This is a genomic window from Microbacterium testaceum, assembly GCF_003075375.1.
In the GTDB taxonomy this organism is placed as follows: Bacteria; Actinomycetota; Actinomycetes; order Actinomycetales; family Microbacteriaceae; genus Microbacterium; species Microbacterium testaceum_E.
Genome location: NZ_QDFT01000023.1, coordinates 36,795 through 53,689, shown reverse-complemented (window position 1 = coordinate 53,689; position 16,895 = coordinate 36,795). Strand labels below are relative to the sequence as shown.

General features: G+C 70.5%; 13 protein-coding genes and 1 tRNA gene. 11 read left to right on the top strand and 3 right to left on the bottom strand.

Translation table 11 applies throughout. The features are described 5' to 3' along the window. The 3 genes from DC432_RS16420 to DC432_RS10365 all read left to right on the top strand — a co-directional run. Positions 1-215: GNAT family N-acetyltransferase (locus DC432_RS16420; protein WP_165801243.1), on the top strand; the 215-nt coding region annotated here is incomplete at its 5' end. 150 nt (positions 216-365) lie between these two features. Further along, complete coding sequence (leuA, locus tag DC432_RS10370; RefSeq protein WP_116537829.1) at positions 366-2,126, top strand: 2-isopropylmalate synthase; 1,761 nt, start codon at positions 366-368, stop codon at positions 2,124-2,126. A gap of 84 nt (positions 2,127-2,210) precedes the next feature. Further along, entirely contained in the window at positions 2,211-2,999 is a 789-nt protein-coding gene (locus tag DC432_RS10365) for an MOSC domain-containing protein (protein ID WP_116537828.1), read from the top strand. Positions 3,000-3,008: 9 nt separating this feature from the next. Here DC432_RS10365 and DC432_RS10360 read toward each other — a convergent pair whose 3' ends face one another. Further along, the gene (locus DC432_RS10360; RefSeq protein WP_116537827.1) at positions 3,009-3,716 is read right to left on the bottom strand and encodes a trimeric intracellular cation channel family protein; all 708 of its coding nucleotides are present in this window, start codon (positions 3,714-3,716) and stop codon (positions 3,009-3,011) included. A 73-nt stretch (positions 3,717-3,789) separates the two neighbouring features. Between DC432_RS10360 and recO the strand changes: the two genes are divergently transcribed. The 8 genes from recO (at position 3,790) to DC432_RS10320 (ending at position 11,422) form a co-directional block, all read left to right on the top strand. After that, positions 3,790-4,518 (top strand): DNA repair protein RecO, encoded by a 729-nt coding sequence (recO, locus tag DC432_RS10355; protein WP_116537826.1) that lies wholly within the window; start codon positions 3,790-3,792, stop codon positions 4,516-4,518. Then, positions 4,515-5,318 carry an isoprenyl transferase gene (locus DC432_RS10350; RefSeq protein ID WP_116537825.1) on the top strand — a complete coding sequence of 268 codons (804 nt, stop codon included), beginning with the start codon at positions 4,515-4,517 and terminating at the stop codon, positions 5,316-5,318. Before recO ends, DC432_RS10350 begins: the two co-directional genes overlap by 4 nt. Positions 5,319-5,367: 49 nt before the next feature. Beyond that, entirely contained in the window at positions 5,368-6,051 is a 684-nt protein-coding gene (locus DC432_RS10345; protein ID WP_116537824.1) for a DsbA family oxidoreductase, read from the top strand. 81 nt (positions 6,052-6,132) lie between these two features. Beyond that, positions 6,133-7,299: a tRNA dihydrouridine synthase DusB gene (gene dusB / locus DC432_RS10340; protein ID WP_116537823.1), complete on the top strand. Its 1,167-nt coding sequence runs from the start codon at positions 6,133-6,135 to the stop codon at positions 7,297-7,299. Next, complete coding sequence (locus tag DC432_RS10335) at positions 7,289-8,623, top strand: deoxyguanosinetriphosphate triphosphohydrolase (RefSeq protein ID WP_116537822.1); 1,335 nt, start codon at positions 7,289-7,291, stop codon at positions 8,621-8,623. The genes dusB and DC432_RS10335 overlap by 11 nt, the downstream gene beginning before the upstream one ends. After that, positions 8,623-10,464 carry a DNA primase gene (dnaG, locus tag DC432_RS10330; protein WP_116537821.1) on the top strand — a complete coding sequence of 614 codons (1,842 nt, stop codon included), beginning with the start codon at positions 8,623-8,625 and terminating at the stop codon, positions 10,462-10,464. The genes DC432_RS10335 and dnaG overlap by 1 nt, the downstream gene beginning before the upstream one ends. Before the next feature lie 46 nt (positions 10,465-10,510). After that, positions 10,511-11,284 carry an ATP-binding cassette domain-containing protein gene (locus DC432_RS10325; protein ID WP_116537820.1) on the top strand — a complete coding sequence of 258 codons (774 nt, stop codon included), beginning with the start codon at positions 10,511-10,513 and terminating at the stop codon, positions 11,282-11,284. 62 nt (positions 11,285-11,346) lie between these two features. Beyond that, a tRNA-Asn gene (locus DC432_RS10320) sits at positions 11,347-11,422 on the top strand. A 45-nt stretch (positions 11,423-11,467) separates the two neighbouring features. Here DC432_RS10320 and DC432_RS10315 read toward each other — a convergent pair. Then, entirely contained in the window at positions 11,468-12,553 is a 1,086-nt protein-coding gene (locus DC432_RS10315) for a hypothetical protein (protein ID WP_116537819.1), read from the bottom strand. A 137-nt stretch (positions 12,554-12,690) separates the two neighbouring features. After that, on the bottom strand, positions 12,691-16,842 hold the full coding sequence (locus tag DC432_RS16625; RefSeq protein ID WP_207770801.1) for an endo-1,4-beta-xylanase: 4,152 nt from the start codon (positions 16,840-16,842) through the stop codon (positions 12,691-12,693). Between the last annotated feature and the right edge of the window lie 53 nt (positions 16,843-16,895).

Below are 16,895 nucleotides of genomic sequence, written 5' to 3'. Positions count from 1 at the left end.
CGGTGGGCGCGTTGATCGACACCGCCTTCACCGTCTACGGACTGCGTCGCGTGACCGCGCGCATCGACGCCGAGAACCAGCGGTCCTGGGCGCTGGCGGAACGGCTCGGCATGCGGCGCGAGGCGCATTTCGTCGAGAACGCGAAGTTCAAGGGCCGGTGGAGCGACCTTCTCGTCTGCGCGGTGCTCGCGCGCGAGTGGCGCGCCCGCGCGTGAACCGCCGCGCGCGGGGCTGCTACGATCGCAGAATGCGCTTCGGTGGCCTGCTTCTTCTTAGCTGCCGCGACGAGTCCTCGATCTAAGGGCCTTCCTCGTCGCGGAGATCGTCGTCGGCCCCACCGAACGAATCTAAAGAAGCGACACATCATGAAGAACACCCAGAAGCCCACCTCCGCTCCGGTGCACAAGTACCGTCCGTTCCACGAGCAGATCCGAATCGAGCTGCCCGATCGCACGTGGCCGTCCAAGCGCATCGAGACCGCACCCCGCTGGTGCGCCGTCGACCTGCGCGACGGCAACCAGGCGCTCATCGATCCGATGAGCCCCGAGCGCAAGCGCGTGATGTTCGATCTGCTCGTGAAGATGGGCTACAAAGAGATCGAGGTCGGCTTTCCGAGCGCCAGCCAGACCGACTTCGACTTCGTCCGTCAGCTGATCGAAGAAGACCTGATCCCCGACGACGTCACGATCCAGGTGCTGACGCAGGCCCGCGAGCACCTGATCGCCCGCACCTACGAGGCGATCGCCGGCGCGAAGCAGGCGATCGTGCACCTCTACAACTCCACCTCGGTGCTGCAGCGCGAGGTCGTGTTCCGCACCGACGAGCAGGGCATCGTCGACATCGCGCTCGAGGGCGCCCGCCTGTGCAAGCAGTACGAGGCGACGATCCCGCAGACCGAGGTCTACTACGAGTACTCGCCCGAGAGCTACACGGGCACCGAGCTCGAGTTCGCGCTGCGCATCTGCAACGAGGTGCTCGAGGTCTTCCAGCCCACCGCCGAGCGCAAGGTCATCCTGAACCTGCCCGCGACGGTCGAGATGGCGACGCCCAACGTCTACGCCGACTCGATCGAGTGGATGTCGCGCCACCTCAACCACCGCGAGAACGTCATCCTGTCGCTGCACCCGCACAACGATCGCGGCACCGCCGTCGCGGCGGCCGAGCTGGGGTACCTGGCCGGGGCGGACCGCATCGAGGGATGCCTCTTCGGCAACGGAGAGCGCACGGGCAACGTCGACCTGGTCGCCCTGGGCATCAACCTGCTGACGCAGGGCATCGACCCGCAGATCGACTTCAGCGACATCGACCAGGTCAAGCGCACGGTCGAGTACTGCAACCAGCTGCCGGTGCCCGAGCGCAGCCCCTGGGCCGGTGACCTGGTGTTCACCGCCTTCAGCGGATCGCACCAGGACGCCATCAAGAAGGGCTTCGAGGCGATGGAGGCCCGCGCGGCCGCCGAGGGCAAGACCGTCGACGAGATCGAGTGGGCGGTTCCCTACCTGCCGATCGACCCCAAGGACCTCGGCCGCTCCTACGAGGCCGTGATCCGCGTCAACTCGCAGTCCGGTAAGGGCGGCGTCGCCTACCTGCTCAAGGCCGACCACGCGATCGACCTGCCCCGCAAGCTCCAGATCGAGTTCTCGGGGGTGGTGCAGGCGCGCACCGACGCCGAGGGCGGCGAGGTCTCGAGCAGCCAGATCTGGGACATCTTCACCGACGAGTACCTGCCGTCGAAGGACGACGACCAGCGCTGGGGTCGCTTCGAGCTGCTGTCGACCCGCTCGTCGAGCGACATGTCGGGCGATGTGCACCTGGACGTGTCGCTGCGCGACGGCGACTCCACGCACCCCGCCTCGGCCGTGGGCAACGGCCCGGTCGCCGCGTTCCTCGAGATCGTCCGCTCGCAGGGCTTCGACGTGACGCTCTACGACTACGTCGAGCACGCCCTCAGCTCGGGCGGCGACGCGCAGGCCGCGGCGTATGTCGAGCTGCAGGTCGACGACCAGCGCCTGTGGGGCGTGGGCATCGACGGCGACATCTCGACCGCGTCGCTCAAGGCGATCGTGTCGGGCGTCAACCGCGCGATCCGCACGCGTCAGGCCGCGTCCGCCCTCGCCGGCGTCTGAGTCCCGCGAAGCGCCGCCGTCCCCGTCGGACGGTGGCGCTTCGCCGTTCCCGGGACAGGACGGCGGGGATGCCAGGATGAACACGTGATCCGCGTCGATGCCCTCTACCGCTACCCCGTGAAGGGCTTCACGCCCGAGAGGCGCGAGAGCCTTATCATCCAGGACGACGGACGCGTGCAGGGCGACCGGTCCCTGGTGTTCCGCTTCGCCGACGCGGTCGAACCCGAGGACGCGACGTTCCCGAAAAGTCGGGGGCTAGCCCTGATGACGTTCCCGACGCTCGCCCGCGTCGACCTCGCGTTCGACGACGAAGCGCGGACGCTGCGTCTGCGCGTCGGCGACATCGACGTCACGGCCGATCTGAGCGATGCGGGCCGGACCCGTCTGGCCGACGCTGTCACCGCCTACCTGCGCACGACGAGCGACGCGAGACTGCTCGACGCCGACGGCATCCTGCCCCTCGGTCTGCTCGGCGACGGGCGGACCGCGCGTTTCCAGGACCGCCCGCAGGGTTTCATCTCGCTGCACGGCGCCGCGTCGGTCGAAGCGGTGGATGCCGCGGTGCCCGCCCCGGTGGACGATCGCCGGTTCCGCTCCAACATCGTCGTCTCGGGAACGGAGCCGTGGGCCGAGCTCGACTGGGCCGGACGGGTGCGGATCGGCGAGGTCGTGTTCGAGGTGCAGAAGCCGATCGAACGCTGCGCCGCGATCACCGCCAACCCCGATACGGGCGTCCGTGATGCCCGGTTGCTCCGCGTGCTGACGGGCGAGTTCGGCCAGGACGAGGCCACCCTCGGCATCCTGCTGCTCCCCGCCGACGGTGGCGGCGAGATCCGGGTCGGCGACGAGGTCACCCCCTTGCCCCCCGCGTGAGTCGGCGGCTCACTCCGCGTCGTCGAGGCGGATGACCGGGATGCCGGTCGTCTCGACCGCGACCTTGCGGCGGTAGAGCTTGCGCTGCTCGGGCAGGGACAGGTCGAACAGCACCGCCAGAACGCGGATGACCGTCGTCACGACGACCCCGATGACGGCCGCGATCGGCAGCGGAACACCGAAGGCCGCGGCCGTCGCGAGCACCGCGCACCCGCCACCGGCGGCCACGGCGTAGAGCGAGCCCACGTGCATGATCGCCACCGGCAGGCCCATCAGCACGTCGCGCAGCACGCTGCCGCCCGCGGCGGCCAGCACGCCCACGAACACGGCCGGGACGGCCGGCATCCCCAGGGCCAGGGCCTTGGACGTGCCGAAGGCGCCGAACAGACCGATCACGACCGCGTCGAGCATGACGATCGCGCGGTTGAGCCGCTGGAAGATCCCCGACAGCAGCATCCCCACGATCGAGGCGAGGGTGGCGGTCATCAGGTACCAGTTGCTCTGCAGCGTGGCCGGCGTCAAGCCGAGCAGCAGGTCGCGGATGAGACCGCCGCCCATTCCGAGCAGGATGCCGATGATCGCGACGCCGAGCAGATCGAGACGTCGCTGCCCCTGGAACCCCGACGCGAAGAGCGCCCCCTGCACGCCGCCGAGGGCGACAGCGGTGAGGTCCGCCCACAGCGGGATGACGAAGGTCGGCGTGTCCACGGCATCCATTCTCCCGTTCCGCGTCGGCGGGGACGGGCGCGGCGCGCAGGCCGCTCACGGGCAGCCGGGCGGATAATGGAATGTGCCCACCTACCGCGACGAAGTCGTGGTCCTGCGTACCCACAAACTGGGGGAGGCGGACCGCATCCTCACCCTCCTCAGCCGTCGCAACGGCAAGATCCGCGCGGTGGCGAAGGGCGTGCGCCGCACCTCGTCGAAATTCGGGTCGCGCCTCGAGCCGTTCATGGTCGCCGACGTGCAGCTGTTCAAGGGCCGCAACCTCGACATCGTGCAGCAGGCCGAGTCCCTCGGCGCGTACGGCGCCGACATCGTCGTCGACTATGAGCGGTACACCACCGCCAGCGCGATGGTCGAGACCGCCGACCGGCTCAACGAGGCCGAGGCCACACCGCAGCAGTACCTGCTGCTGGTGGGCGGCCTGCGGGCGCTCGCGCGCGGCGAGCACTCCGAGCGGAGCGTGCTGGACTCGTACCTGCTGCGCGCGATGGCGCTGTCGGGCTGGGCGCCCGGGCTGACCGAGTGCGCGCGGTGCGGCACGGTCGGCGACCACGACTACTTCCTGCCCCAGCTCGGCGGTATGGTCTGCTCCACCTGCGCACCGGCGGGATCCCCGCGCGTGGCCCCCGACACCGTCGGGATGCTGCGCGCCCTGATGGCGGGCGAGTGGGACACGATCGACGCCGCCCCCGGCCGCACGACCGCCGCGGCCTCGGGCCTGGTCGCCGCCTACGCCCAGTTCCATCTCGAACGGGGTATCCGTTCGCTCTCGCACCTGGAGTCGCATCAATGACACCCAAGCCGTTCACGCATCGCGACGCCGTGCCCTACCGCCCGCTGGACTGGACGGGGGAGTACCCGCCGACCTATCCCAGGGGCGCCGTGCCCGAGCATGTCGCGATCGTGATGGACGGCAACGGCCGCTGGGCCAACCGGCAGGGACTCACGCGCGTCGAGGGGCATCGCGCCGGAGAGGCCGCCCTGCTCGACGTCGTCGCCGGCGCCATCCAGGCCGGGGTGAAGCACCTGTCGGTCTACGCCTTCTCGACCGAGAACTGGTCGCGCTCGCCCGACGAGGTGCGCTTCCTCATGGGCTTCAACCGCGAGGTGCTGCATCGCCGCCGCGATCAGCTGAACGAGTGGGGGGTGCGCATCCGCTGGTCGGGCCGCAAACCGCGCCTGTGGGGCTCGGTCATCAAAGAGCTGCAGCACGCCGAGAAGCTGACCGAGGCGAACTCCACCCTTACGCTGACGATGTGCGTCAACTACGGCGGCCGCGTCGAGATCGTGGATGCCATGCGCCGCATCGGCGACGACATCGCCGCCGGAAAGCTCAAGCCCTCGGCCGTGACCGAGAAGCTCATCCGCAAGAACCTGTACCAGCCCGACATGCCCGACGTCGATCTGTTCGTCCGCTCCAGCGGCGAGCAGCGCACCTCCAACTTCCTGCTGTGGGAGTCGGCGTACGCCGAGATGGTCTTCCTCGACACGCTCTGGCCGGATTTCCGCCGCACCCACCTGTGGGACGCGATCGGGCTGTATCTATCGCGCGACCGCCGCTTCGGCGGTGCCGTCGACGCCCCCACCGCCTGACGGATGCCGCCGGCGGAATAGATCCACGATCGAAGGAGTTGCACGCGATATGACGGATGCCATCAAGATCGACGTGTGGAGCGACATCGCCTGCCCCTGGTGCTACATCGGCAAGCGCAACCTCGAGAACGGTTTGGCCGCCACGGCCGCCGATGACGACGCCCCGGTCGTCGAGATCGAGTACCACTCGTTCGAGCTCTCGCCCGACACCCCCGAGGACTTCCACGGCGGCGAGGTGGACTACCTGTCGCAGCACAAGGGCATCTCTCCCGAGCAGGCCCGCGAGATGCTCGACCGGGTGACCGGCGTCGCCGCCGAGGCGGGGCTCGCGTACCGCTTCGACATCCTCCAGCACACCAATACCGTCAAGGCGCACGAGCTGCTGCACTTCGCGAAGGAGAACGGTCGCCAGCTCGAGCTCGCCGAGATCCTGATGTCGGCGTACTTCCTCGAGGGCAAGCACGTGGGTCGCGACGACGACCTGATCGCCCTGGCCGTCGAAGCGGGTCTGGACGAGGACGCCGCCCGTGAGGCGCTGACGTCGCAGCGATTCCGCGCGGCCGTCCGCGCCGATCAGGAGCAGGCCCGCCAGTTCGGCATTTCGGGCGTGCCCTTCTTCGTCATCGACGGCAAGTACGGCGTCAGCGGCGCACAGCCGGTCGAGGCCTTCACCCAGATCGCCCGTCAGGTCTGGGGAGAACGCCGCGAGTCCGTGGAGACCGCCGACGCGTGACGCCTTCTGCACACCGGTGCCCGTTCCCGACTCTTGCGGGGGCGGGCACCGCCGCGTGGAACCGTCTGGGAGAATGAGACAGTGAATACGGCTTTGGCTCCGGCGCGGACGCTCCGCATCGGCAACATCGAACTCGACGCCCCCGTCGTGCTCGCTCCCATGGCCGGCATCACGAACACGGCGTTCCGACGTCTGTGTCGCGAATACGGTGCCGGTCTGTACGTGAGCGAGATGATCACGACGCGCGCGCTCGTCGAGCGCAACGAGACCACGATGCGGCTCATCCGGCATCACGAGTCCGAGACGCCGCGCTCGATTCAGCTCTACGGCGTGGATCCCGCGACCGTCGAGGCCGCGGTCAGACTGATCGTCGACGAAGACCACGCCGATCACATCGATCTCAACTTCGGGTGCCCCGTGCCCAAGGTCACCCGCCGCGGCGGAGGTGCGGCTCTGCCGTGGAAGACCTCGCTGTTCCGCGAGATCGTCGAGCGCGCCGTGAAGGCCGCGGGCGACAAGCCGCTGACCGTCAAGATGCGCAAGGGCATCGACGCCGACCACCTCACCTACCTCGAGGCCGGTCGCATCGCCGAGGGGGCGGGAGTGGCATCCATCGCCCTGCACGCCCGCACGGCGAGCGAGTTCTACTCGGGCCACGCCGACTGGGCCGCCATCTCGAAGCTCAAAGAGACCGTCACGAGCGTTCCCGTGCTCGGCAACGGCGACATCTGGTCGGCCGACGACGCCGTCCGCATGATGGACGAGACCGGCTGCGACGGCGTCGTCGTAGGTCGCGGCTGCCTCGGCCGCCCGTGGCTCTTCGGCGACCTCGCGCGCGCCCTCGGCGGCCCGGGCGCCGCGCACGGCGAGCCCGTCGACGCCACGCTCGGTTTCGTGGCGCGCGCGTTCCGCCGCCACGCCGAGCTGCTCGTCGAGTTCTTCGACGACGAGGGCCGCGGATGCCGCGACATCCGCAAGCACGTGGCCTGGTACTTCAAGGGGTACCCGGTCGGCGGCGAGCTGCGCGCGAGCCTCGCGACGGCCTCGACGCTCGACGAGATCGACGAGCTCCTCGCCACGATGGAACTCGACGCCCCGTATCCCGGAGCCGCCGCCGAGGGCCAGCGCGGTCGCGCCGGTACGCCCAAGCGCCCGGCGCTACCCGACGGGTGGCTCGACTCCCGCGAGATCGGTCACGACGCCGGTCGCGCCCTCGCCGACGCGGAGCTGCACCACAGTGGTGGTTGAGGCGTCGGCGACGGCCGCCCGCCCGGCCGGTTACGACGACGACGACGCCGGGCGCTTCCACGTCGAACGCCACCGCTCTCAGCGCGACGACTTCGCCCGTGACCGTGCCCGCGTGCTGCACTCCGCCGCCCTGCGCCGCCTCGCGGCCAAGACGCAGGTGCTGAGCCCCGCGAGCCCCGCAGACTTCGCCCGCAACCGCCTGACGCACTCGCTCGAGGTCGCGCAGGTCGGCCGAGAGCTCGCGACCGCGCTGCAGCTGTCGCCCGACGTGGTCGACACCGCCTGCCTCAGCCACGACTTGGGCCACCCGCCCTTCGGTCACAACGGCGAGCGGGCCCTCAACGAGTGGGCGCACGGCATCGGCGGCTTCGAGGGCAATGCGCAGACGCTGCGCATCCTTACCCGCCTCGAGCCGAAGGTCTTCGGTGCCGATGGCGAGCCCTTCGGCCTCAACCTCACGCGCGCCAGCCTCGACGCCACGTGCAAGTACCCGTGGACCGTCGACGAGCCCGTCCCCGACCCGGGCGGGCGCCTCAAGTTCGGCGTGTACCCCGACGACGAGCCGGTGTTCCACTGGATGCGCGGCGGCGCCCCCGCCCGTCAGCGCTGCATCGAGGCCGAGGTCATGGACCTCTCGGACGACATCGCATACTCGGTGCACGACTTCGAGGACGCCGTGGTCAACCGCTACGTCGACCCCGCGCGCCTCGCCTCGCGCGTGGGCCGCGAGGGACTGCTCGACGCGATCCAGCGCTGGGTCGGGTACGACTTCGTGCGCGACGACCTGTCGGCAGGCCTCGAACGCTTGATGGCGATGCCCGAGTGGATCCACTCCTTCGACGGCACGCGCCCCGCCCTCGCCCGGCTCAAGAACCTCACCTCCGACCTCATCGGGCGCTTCGCCCGCGCCGCCACCGCCGCGACGCGCGAGGCGTATCCCGCCGACGAGCTCACCCGCTACCGCGCGCACGTCATCGTCCCGGCCGAGGTCGAGGTCGAGATGGCGGTGCTCAAAGGCATCATCGGCGCGACGGTGGTGTCGATCGACGGCCGCAAGGTCCTCTACCGCGAGCAGCGCCACGTGCTGAAGCGCCTGGCATCCGCCCTCTGGGAGAACCCCGGCGCGTTGGACGCGCTGCACGCCCCCGACTTCGCCGCCGCGGTCGATGACACCGCGCGCCGCCGGGTCGTCGTCGATCAGGTCGCGAGCCTGACCGATCAGCTCGCGATCTCGTGGCACGGGCGACTGGTGGGCGAGGTGGATGCCGCCGAGCTCGGCGTCTGGGCTCCCGGTGCCCGCGCGTCGCGCGGGGCGGATGCCTGATGGCGGGACGCATCCGGCAGGCCGACGTCGACGAGGTCAAGGCGCGGGTCAACATCGCCGACGTGATCGGCGAGCGCGTCGCCCTCAAGCCCGCCGGTGTGGGCTCGATGAAGGGACTCTGCCCCTTCCACGACGAGCGCAGCCCGAGCTTCAACGTGCGGCTGCAGGTGGGGTACTACCACTGCTTCGGCTGCGGTGAATCGGGCGACGTCTACTCGTTCCTGCGCGCGATGGATCACGTGTCGTTCACCGAGGCGGTCGAACGCATGGCCGCACGCGTCGGCTACACGCTGCACTACGAGGACGGGGGAGCGGCCCCCGAGACGTCGGGGCGCTCGCGCCTGTATGCCGCCAACGCCGCCGCGGCCGAGTACTTCCGCGCGCAGCTGATGACGCCCGAGGCCGAGACCGGCCGCCGTTTCCTCGGTGACCGCGGCTTCGACGCCGGAGCGGCCGCGCACTTCGGCGTGGGTTACGCCCCCAAGGGGTGGTCCCACCTGCTCGACCACCTGTCGGCGCAGAAATTCACCCGCGACGAGCTGCTGCAGGCCGGCCTGGTGTCGCAGGGGCAGCGAGGCGTCTACGACCGGTTCCGCGGGCGGCTCGTGTGGCCCATCCGCGACATCACGGGACAGGTCATCGGGTTCGGGGCGCGCAAGCTCTACGACGACGACCAGGGCCCCAAGTACCTCAACACCCCCGAGACCCCGCTCTACAAGAAGACGCAGGTGCTCTACGGTCTCGACCTGGCCAAGCGCGACATCTCGCGCTCGCATCGCGTCGTCGTCGTCGAGGGCTACACCGACGTCATGGCGTGCCACCTCGCCGGGGTGACCACCGCGATCGCCTCGTGCGGCACCGCCTTCGGCAGCGACCACATCACGGTTCTCCGCCGGGTCATGGGCGACGACAGCGCCTCGGGCGAGGTGGTCTTCACCTTCGACCCCGACGCGGCGGGGCAGAAGGCCGCGCTGCGCGCCTTCGCCGACGAGAAGCGGTTCGCCGCGCAGACCTACGTCGCCGTCGCACCCGAGGGCCTCGATCCCTGCGACCTGCGCCTGCAGCGCGGCGACGGCGCCGTGCGTGCGCTGATGGATGCCAAGGCCCCGATGTTCGAATTCGTCATCGACCAGCGCCTCAAGGACTTCAACCTCTCCAGCGTCGAGGGGCGCGCCGGCGCCCTCAACGCGGCCGCTCCCATCGTCGCCGACATCCGCGACCCCGCCCTGCGGCCCGGGTACGTCCGTGTGCTCGCGCGTCGCCTGGGCCTCGACATCCCCGAGGTGCAGTCCGCCGTCGAGCGCGCCGCTCGCGGAGCCGACCGCGCCGAGAAGCGCGACGCGCAGCGCACGGCCGAGCCGGCTCCGATCGCGGTGTCGGTGACCATGGCATCCCTTCCGCACACCCGTGACGTGGCGCTCGAGCGGGGGGCGATGATGGCCTTCCTGCAGTACGGCCATCGCATCGACCCCGACATCTTCCTGCGGGCGCTGCAGACGCCCTTCGGCCACCCCGCGCTCGAGGCCGTGCGCAGCGCCCTGGCCTCCACCGATCTGTCGCAGGCCGGCTGGGCCGTCACCGCCGTCGAGTCGGTGCGCGAGCCCTTCCGCTCGCTCGCGGCCGAGCTGCTGACCGCCGAGTTCCCCGCGCGCACCGAAGAGGGAGCCGTCGCCTCGGCGAACGACCTCGCCCGGGGGCTGCTCGTGCGCGAGCTCCAGCGCGAGAAGGACGAGTTGCTGCGCGGCATCCAGCGGGTCCCCGCCGACAGCGAAGAGGGCCGGCGCCTGCGGCTGCGACTGCGTGAATTGGATGCCGACCGCCAACGACTCGTCGTCAGCTGAGCCGCGTCGACTGGTGCACGCGCGCCGGGTGGGTGAGGATGAGGGCATGCCCCGGTCCCTCGACACCGACGTCGCCATCCGCACCGACGACCTTTCGCTCGCGCGCAACGGCGTGCGCGTCATCGACGGGATCACCGTGACCCTCCCTGCCGGGCGGACGCTCGTGGTGCGGGGAGCGACCGGTTCGGGCAAGACCTCGCTCGTGTCGCTGCTGGCCGGTCACCCCGACGACGGGCTGACCGTCGTCGGCGGCGACGCGCGCGTGCACGGCATCTCGGCGCGGCGGCCCGGCCGGGCGCGCCGCGAGTGGGTGTTCCACACGGGATACCTGCCGCAGGGTGCGGGAGCCGCGCTGCCGTCTCGGCTGACCGTGCACGACGTCATCTCGGAGCCGATCACCAGTCGCGACCGCAAGGTCAACACCCGCGCCCTCGCGGTGCGGGTGGCGACCCTGCTCGACGAGATGGAGCTGCCGCTGGGTACCGCCCCGAAGTATCCGTACGAGCTCAGCGCCGGCATGCGCCAGCGCGTGGCCCTAGCGCGGGCTCTTGTCCTCGAGCCACGTCTGCTCGTCGCCGACGATCTGTACGCGAACCTCGACCTCGAGGTGCGCGCCGCGGCGCGGGCCGCCCTGACCCGTCGCCGCGACGAGAGGGGCATGGCCTCGCTGATCGTCACGAACGACGCTGAGGCGGCGCGGGAATTGGATGCCGACGTGCTCGTGCTGCACGCGGGGCACGCGATCGGGCTCGGCCACGGCGACCAGGGCGTGCAGTGGACGCCCGACGGCACGCCCGAGCGACGCATTTCGGCGCCGTGATTTCTTCGCGGCGCGCGGATCCTGTTAGTATCGTGGGGTTGCCCGCCGCACGGTGAGCATGATCCTCGGTAGCTCAATTGGCAGAGCAATCGGCTGTTAACCGATAGGTTCTTGGTTCGAGTCCAAGCCGGGGAGCCAACGCAAGGCCCGTCTCGTCAGAGGCGGGCCTTCGTCGTTTCCGCGTCAGGCGAGCGGGACGGGGAGGTCCTCGTCGGACCGCGGGGGACGAGCGACGAGGTCGCGCGCCTGGGTGACGTCGAGGTGCGAGGGGAACAGCATCCGTGAGAACTTCCCCTTGGGATCCTCCGGCGCACGGGGAAGATCGATGGCCGCGCCATCAATCAGCGCCAGAACGGCCTCACGTTCGCGCCCCGTCAGCATCAGTCGACCGCGTCGGCGGAGGATGAGGGGGAAGCGTGTCTTCTTCGGCCCCTCCAGCGTCAGGATGAGCGTTCGCGTCCCGCCGATGAATGCGGCGGTGCCGCTCAGCCGCGCGGCGATGATCTCGTCCCACGCCACGATGCGCGATCCCGATCGCACGCGCTGCCCGTCGACGTCGATCCACACCTCGGGCGCGATCCGCGAAACGACCGTGACGGACACCCCGACCGCCGCGACGAAGATCAGCACCGCCGCGATGAGCAGACCGGCCCCGTCGAGCCGGTGAATGGTGAAGAAGAACAGCGATACCGATTGCCACGCGAAGAAGACGGCGAGCCCCGCCCCCGGCGCCGCGATGGCCAGGACCGACGCGAGATCCCGTCGCGTGACCCGCTGCCACCCGCCGACGTGGACGGGGGAGTCCGGCTCGCGCCGGAGCTCGACGTCGACATCGAGGTCTTGCGCCCGCGGCCGCTCCGCACGCGCCGACACGACCAGGCCGCTGACCCCCAGGACGATGAGGACCACCCCGCCGACGACGAGACGCGGATCGCCGTCGTCCTCACCACCGAGGAGCAGGAGGATCGCGAAGATCCCGATCCCCAAGATGAGGAAGACGATGCTCTGGACCCGGACGGCTCGTCGGCCGCGACGCTGAGCCTGCTCCTGGTCAGGACGAGCGGATGCCGTGGCACGTACGGCGATGCCGCTCGAGCGCGTCAGCCGAAGCATGCCGTAGCCGGCGCCGGCGAAACCGATCGCGATCGCCGTCGCAGCGATCAGGCTCGTCGCGCCCCCGGTAGGAAGGAATCCGATGCCCGCCACCACGAGCACGCCGAACGCGACCGTCGTCACGATCCCGGAGACACGAACCCACGTCTGGCCCACGAGATCGAAGTCAACCGTCGACGGACGCGTCTCGACAGGGCTTGCCGCGACGTGCGTTCTGTGTGACCACCGATGCTCCGGCGTGACGGAGGGGACGACCGCATTCGCGGCCGCCCCCTCTGTCGTCTTCTGAGCGTTCAGCGACGCTGAGCGCGTCGCTTTCCGATCGCGATCAGCCCGCCGATCAGCAGCAGGGCGCCGAGCGCGATGCCCAGGCCGGGTGCCGCGGCACCCGTGATCGCCAATCCGCCGGCCGCACCCCGCACGGGCGGGGTCGTTCCCGCAGCCCCCGGGGTGGGGGAAGCGGCCGAGTCGGTGCCGGGCGTCGTGCCCGCACCGGAGCCGGGCTGGGTGCCCGGGTCCGTCCCGGGGTCAGTCCCGGGATCGGTACCCGGGTCCGTCCCGGGATCAGTCCCCGGGTCCGTCCCGGGATCAGTCCCCGGGTCCGTACCGGGGTCAGTCCCCGGGTCCGTACCGGGGTCAGTCCCCGGATCGGTCCCCGGGTCCGTCGCCTCGGCGACGAACTCGACCACGCCCCAGCGAGCCGTGCTCTGGTACCCGGTACCGGTGGGATCGGCCCACGTCTTCACCGCGTAACGACCGCCGGGACGCCCGTCGTTGACCTGGAAGTCGATGCCGTGCACCGTCCCGAGACCGCCGAGGGGCACGTCGCTCTGTCCGCCAGACTGCCCGGTCAGCTCGATCGCCACCTCGACGCGGTATCCCGTGTCGGTGCGGGTGGTCGCACTGGCCGCCACACGCGCCTGCTGGGTCGCGGTGTCACCCGACCCGAACGACAGCACGTTGTCGGCCGAGATCCGGATCTGGGTGTCGTTCGGGCCGAAGCCACCGGCCTTGGTGTTGCCGAGGTCGAGGAACAGCTCGACGCTGTCCTGCTGCCACGGGTCGCTGGCCGAGAGGTCGATCACCGGATCGGTCACGTCGTAGAGCACGTACAACGTGTTGCCGCTCCACAGCGTGCGCACCTCTGCGCTCGCGCCGTCGGCGGCGCCCTCGACGGTGCGGCCGGTCAGGGCCACGGGCGCGTCGTCGTACGCGGCATCCCTCTGTCCGTCGACCGTGGGCGCGGTGCCCTCGGGCACCTGCACGAACGACAGCGGTTCGAGGAACGACAGCCGTCCCGTGGCCCCCGGGGAATTCCACGCGCCGACGACCTCACCGCCGCGCTCCAGCCGCACGTCGAAGTCGGCGCTCTGCCCGACCGCGACGCCCGAGTGGGGCAGGTGGGCCAGCGTGTAGGTCACGCCGTCGACGACCTCTTGCGCTCCCGGTACCGAGTCCGCCGAACCCTCGGCGTAGACGTAATCCCGGCCCCCGTAGGTGAAGGCGACACGGTCGGGGGTCTGCGCGGACCGGACGATCACCGCGAGATGGTCGGCGTTCCACCGCGCCTGCCACCCGCCCGCGTCCGAGGTCAGGGGCGCCAGCGGCAGGTTGCGCCACTCGGGAGCGTCGGTGAACCCGGCCTCGGGCGAGACGTCGCCCTCGAAGACGTTCGCCGTCGTCACCAGCGGGGGCAGCCCCGCGTCGTCGCCGATCGCTCCGTAGTAGGCCGGCTTGGGCTGCAGACCACCCGTGAACAGCAGCGGCTGCTGCTCGGCGCGCCACGAGCGCGTGTCGGTGAGACCCCACACGGTCGCCGAGAAGAGCCGTTCCGCAGCGGGCGTCTCGGCCTGGTACTCGCGCAGCAGGTCGAACACGTCGCGGTAGAAGTACCCCTGGCGCACCCGATTGGGCTCGTCGGCGGGGTTGATCGTCACGTCGAGCTCGGTGACCGCCTGGGCCAGGCCCAGACCCTCGAAACGCTCCAGCGCGCCGCGCAGGGCGGCGAGCGGGGTGTTGATCGAGGTGTGGAACTGGTGTCCGACGCCGTCGATGGGCACCCCGGCGGCGAGCAACCGCTTCACGAGCGCCTCGTACTGCGCGCCCTTGGCGTCGATCTCGGTGTTGTAGTCGTTGATGAACAGCTTCACGGGGCGGTCGGTGCCCGGCGCCGCGTACTCCCCGTTGAACGCCTCGTCGGCGTTCTGGAACGCCAGGCGGATGAACTCCTCACCCAGCACCTGGTACCAGCGGCTGGTGCGCAGACCGTCGGGCGTCGCCTGGTCCGAGATGACCTCGTTCACCACGTCCCAGGCCACGAGCGGATTGGTGTCCGACCCGAACGGGCCGTAGTCGTCCGAGATGGATGCCGCGACGTCGAAGATGTGCGTGCGCAACCGGTCGCGCAGCAGCTGCTTGTCGGCATCCGAGGTCCCCAGCTCGCGCCCGGTCCCGTCCTGGAAGAACCAGTCCGGCGTCTGCGAGTGCCAGACCAGGACGTGGCCGTACAGGCGCAGGTCGTTGGCCTGCGCGTAGTCGAGCAGCGCGGTGGCCTCGCCGTTGCGGGCGAACTGGTCGGGTCCGGTGTACCAGGCCTCGACCTTCATCGCGTTCTCGGGACTGATCTGGTCGAAGTGGTGCCGCAGCAGATCAGAGGCCGCTCCGCTGGTCTCGCGCGAATCGATCGCGACGCCGAGGGGGAAGTTGACGGTGTCCTTGACCGGGGTCAGGCTCGTGTCGACCTGCGTCGCCTCGGGAACCGAGACCCGTACCTGGTCGACGAGGAACGTCGAGGTGTTGCCGCTGTTGTAGCGTGACTCGACGTAGATCTCGGCCGCCGAATCGTACGCGGGCACGGTGAACTCGCCGCGCACGGTGGTCCAGCCCGTCGCCGAGGCGTTCTCGATCTGCAGCAGGTTGGCGAAGTTCTGCGCGCCCTGCGCGACGGTGCGTGCCGACAGGGTGAGGCCCTGGCCGGTGGCGCTCCCGGGTGCGAAGCGCACCGCGAGGCTCACCGCGTAGGTGCGCCCGGGCTGCAGCAGCCCGGTGACGTCGTGCTGGATGCCGTCGCCCTCGTGCGTGCGCTGATCGACCTGCGCGGCGGATGCCGTGTCGTCGGCGCCGCCGTCGACGATCGCCACCCGCGGTGCCGAGGTGTCGGACCCCGCGCGGGGGGCCCATCCGCCGAGGTCGCCTGAGTCGAAGTCCGAGGCGAGCAGCACGGTTCCGGGCTGCGGATCCCCGCCGGGGGCCGTCGTCGTCGCGCCGACGGGGAGGGTGAAGGTCCACCCCTCGGCCAGACGCTCCGAGACCACCGTGCGCACGGCCGCGAGGGAGCCGGCGCGGTCGCCGCCGCCGTCGTGCACCAGCACGACCTCGCCGGGCTTCAGAGCCGCGCGCAGGTTGGCGGTCAGGGTGGGGACGTCCTGCGTCTGCCAGTCGTCGATCGTGTTGACCACCGCCAGCGGCTGCATCCCCAGCGAGACGGCGGCCGCGGGGGTGTTGCCCCAGGAGCCGTTGGGGGCGCGGAAGAACGGCACCGGGTGGTCGTCGTCGCCGAGCGTCGTCCGGATGATGGTGAGGTTCTCGGCCATGCGCGCGGCGGCCTGCGCCGTGGTGAGCGAGCCCATATCGTCGTACGTCGTCGAGTGGTTGCACAGCATGTGGCCCTCGGCGACGATGCGCCGCAACAGGTCGGCGCCGCCGGGTGCCGTGATGTTCTGCCCGATCACGCAGAACACCGCGCGGATGTCGTTCTCGGCGAGGTAGTCGAGCAGCGCGGGCGTGGTGTCGGGGTTGGGGCCGTCGTCGAAGGTCAGCGCCGCGACGTCGCCCTCGCCCTGCGCGGCCGCGACCGGCGTGGGGGAGGGGTCCACGGCGCCACCGGGCGCCACGTCGGGCGTCGTGCCGCCGTCATCCGCGCCCTCGGTGGTGACGACGATGTCGTCGACGTAGTACGTGTAGGCGGGCGTCCCCGGGATGTCGGAGGTGCCGATGTATGCCTGCAGAGCGGACACGTCGCCGGCGGGCGCCGTGAAGGTGCCGCTGATCGTGGTCCACCCGGCCGCCGTGACGGCGGTGTTGCCGATCCACGTGTACGCGGGCTTCATCACCAGGCGAGCGCTCGTGTCGGGGGTACCCGCGGCGAGGCGCAGCCGCAGAGAGAACGAATAGGTCTCGCCGCTTTCGTAGATCCCGGTCGGACTCTGGATGCCGACGTAGTCGGCGTCGCGGTCGCTCACGCGCAGCACGGTGTCGCCGTCGAGCTCGACGACGCTGAGCGTGGCATCCGTTCCGCCGCTGCGGGTCCAGTCGCCCGTCGTGCCGTCGGTGAAGTCGACGGAGCTGACGGTGGTCGGGGCGGCGTTCGCGGGTGCCGCGGCGCCGCCGAAGATGAGGGCTCCCGCTGTTGCGAGGGAAGCCAGGGTGAATAGGCGTCGTGGCACGAGCGCTCCTTTGCGCGGATAGGTTGTGGCACACAACTTATGTCGCGCAGAGA

Excerpts from the sequence above, each read along its gene's own strand:
- DC432_RS10345 (WP_116537824.1), top strand. The coding sequence starts at position 5,368 with ATGACGGATGCCATCAAGATCGACGTGTGGAGCGACATCGCCTGCCCC.
- DC432_RS10350 (WP_116537825.1), top strand. The coding sequence starts at position 4,515 with ATGACACCCAAGCCGTTCACGCATCGCGACGCCGTGCCCTACCGCCCG.
- DC432_RS10360 (WP_116537827.1), bottom strand. The coding sequence starts at position 3,716 with ATGGATGCCGTGGACACGCCGACCTTCGTCATCCCGCTGTGGGCGGAC.
- DC432_RS10325 (WP_116537820.1), top strand. The coding sequence starts at position 10,511 with ATGCCCCGGTCCCTCGACACCGACGTCGCCATCCGCACCGACGACCTT.
- leuA (WP_116537829.1), top strand. The coding sequence starts at position 366 with ATGAAGAACACCCAGAAGCCCACCTCCGCTCCGGTGCACAAGTACCGT.
- dnaG (WP_116537821.1), top strand. The coding sequence starts at position 8,623 with ATGGCGGGACGCATCCGGCAGGCCGACGTCGACGAGGTCAAGGCGCGG.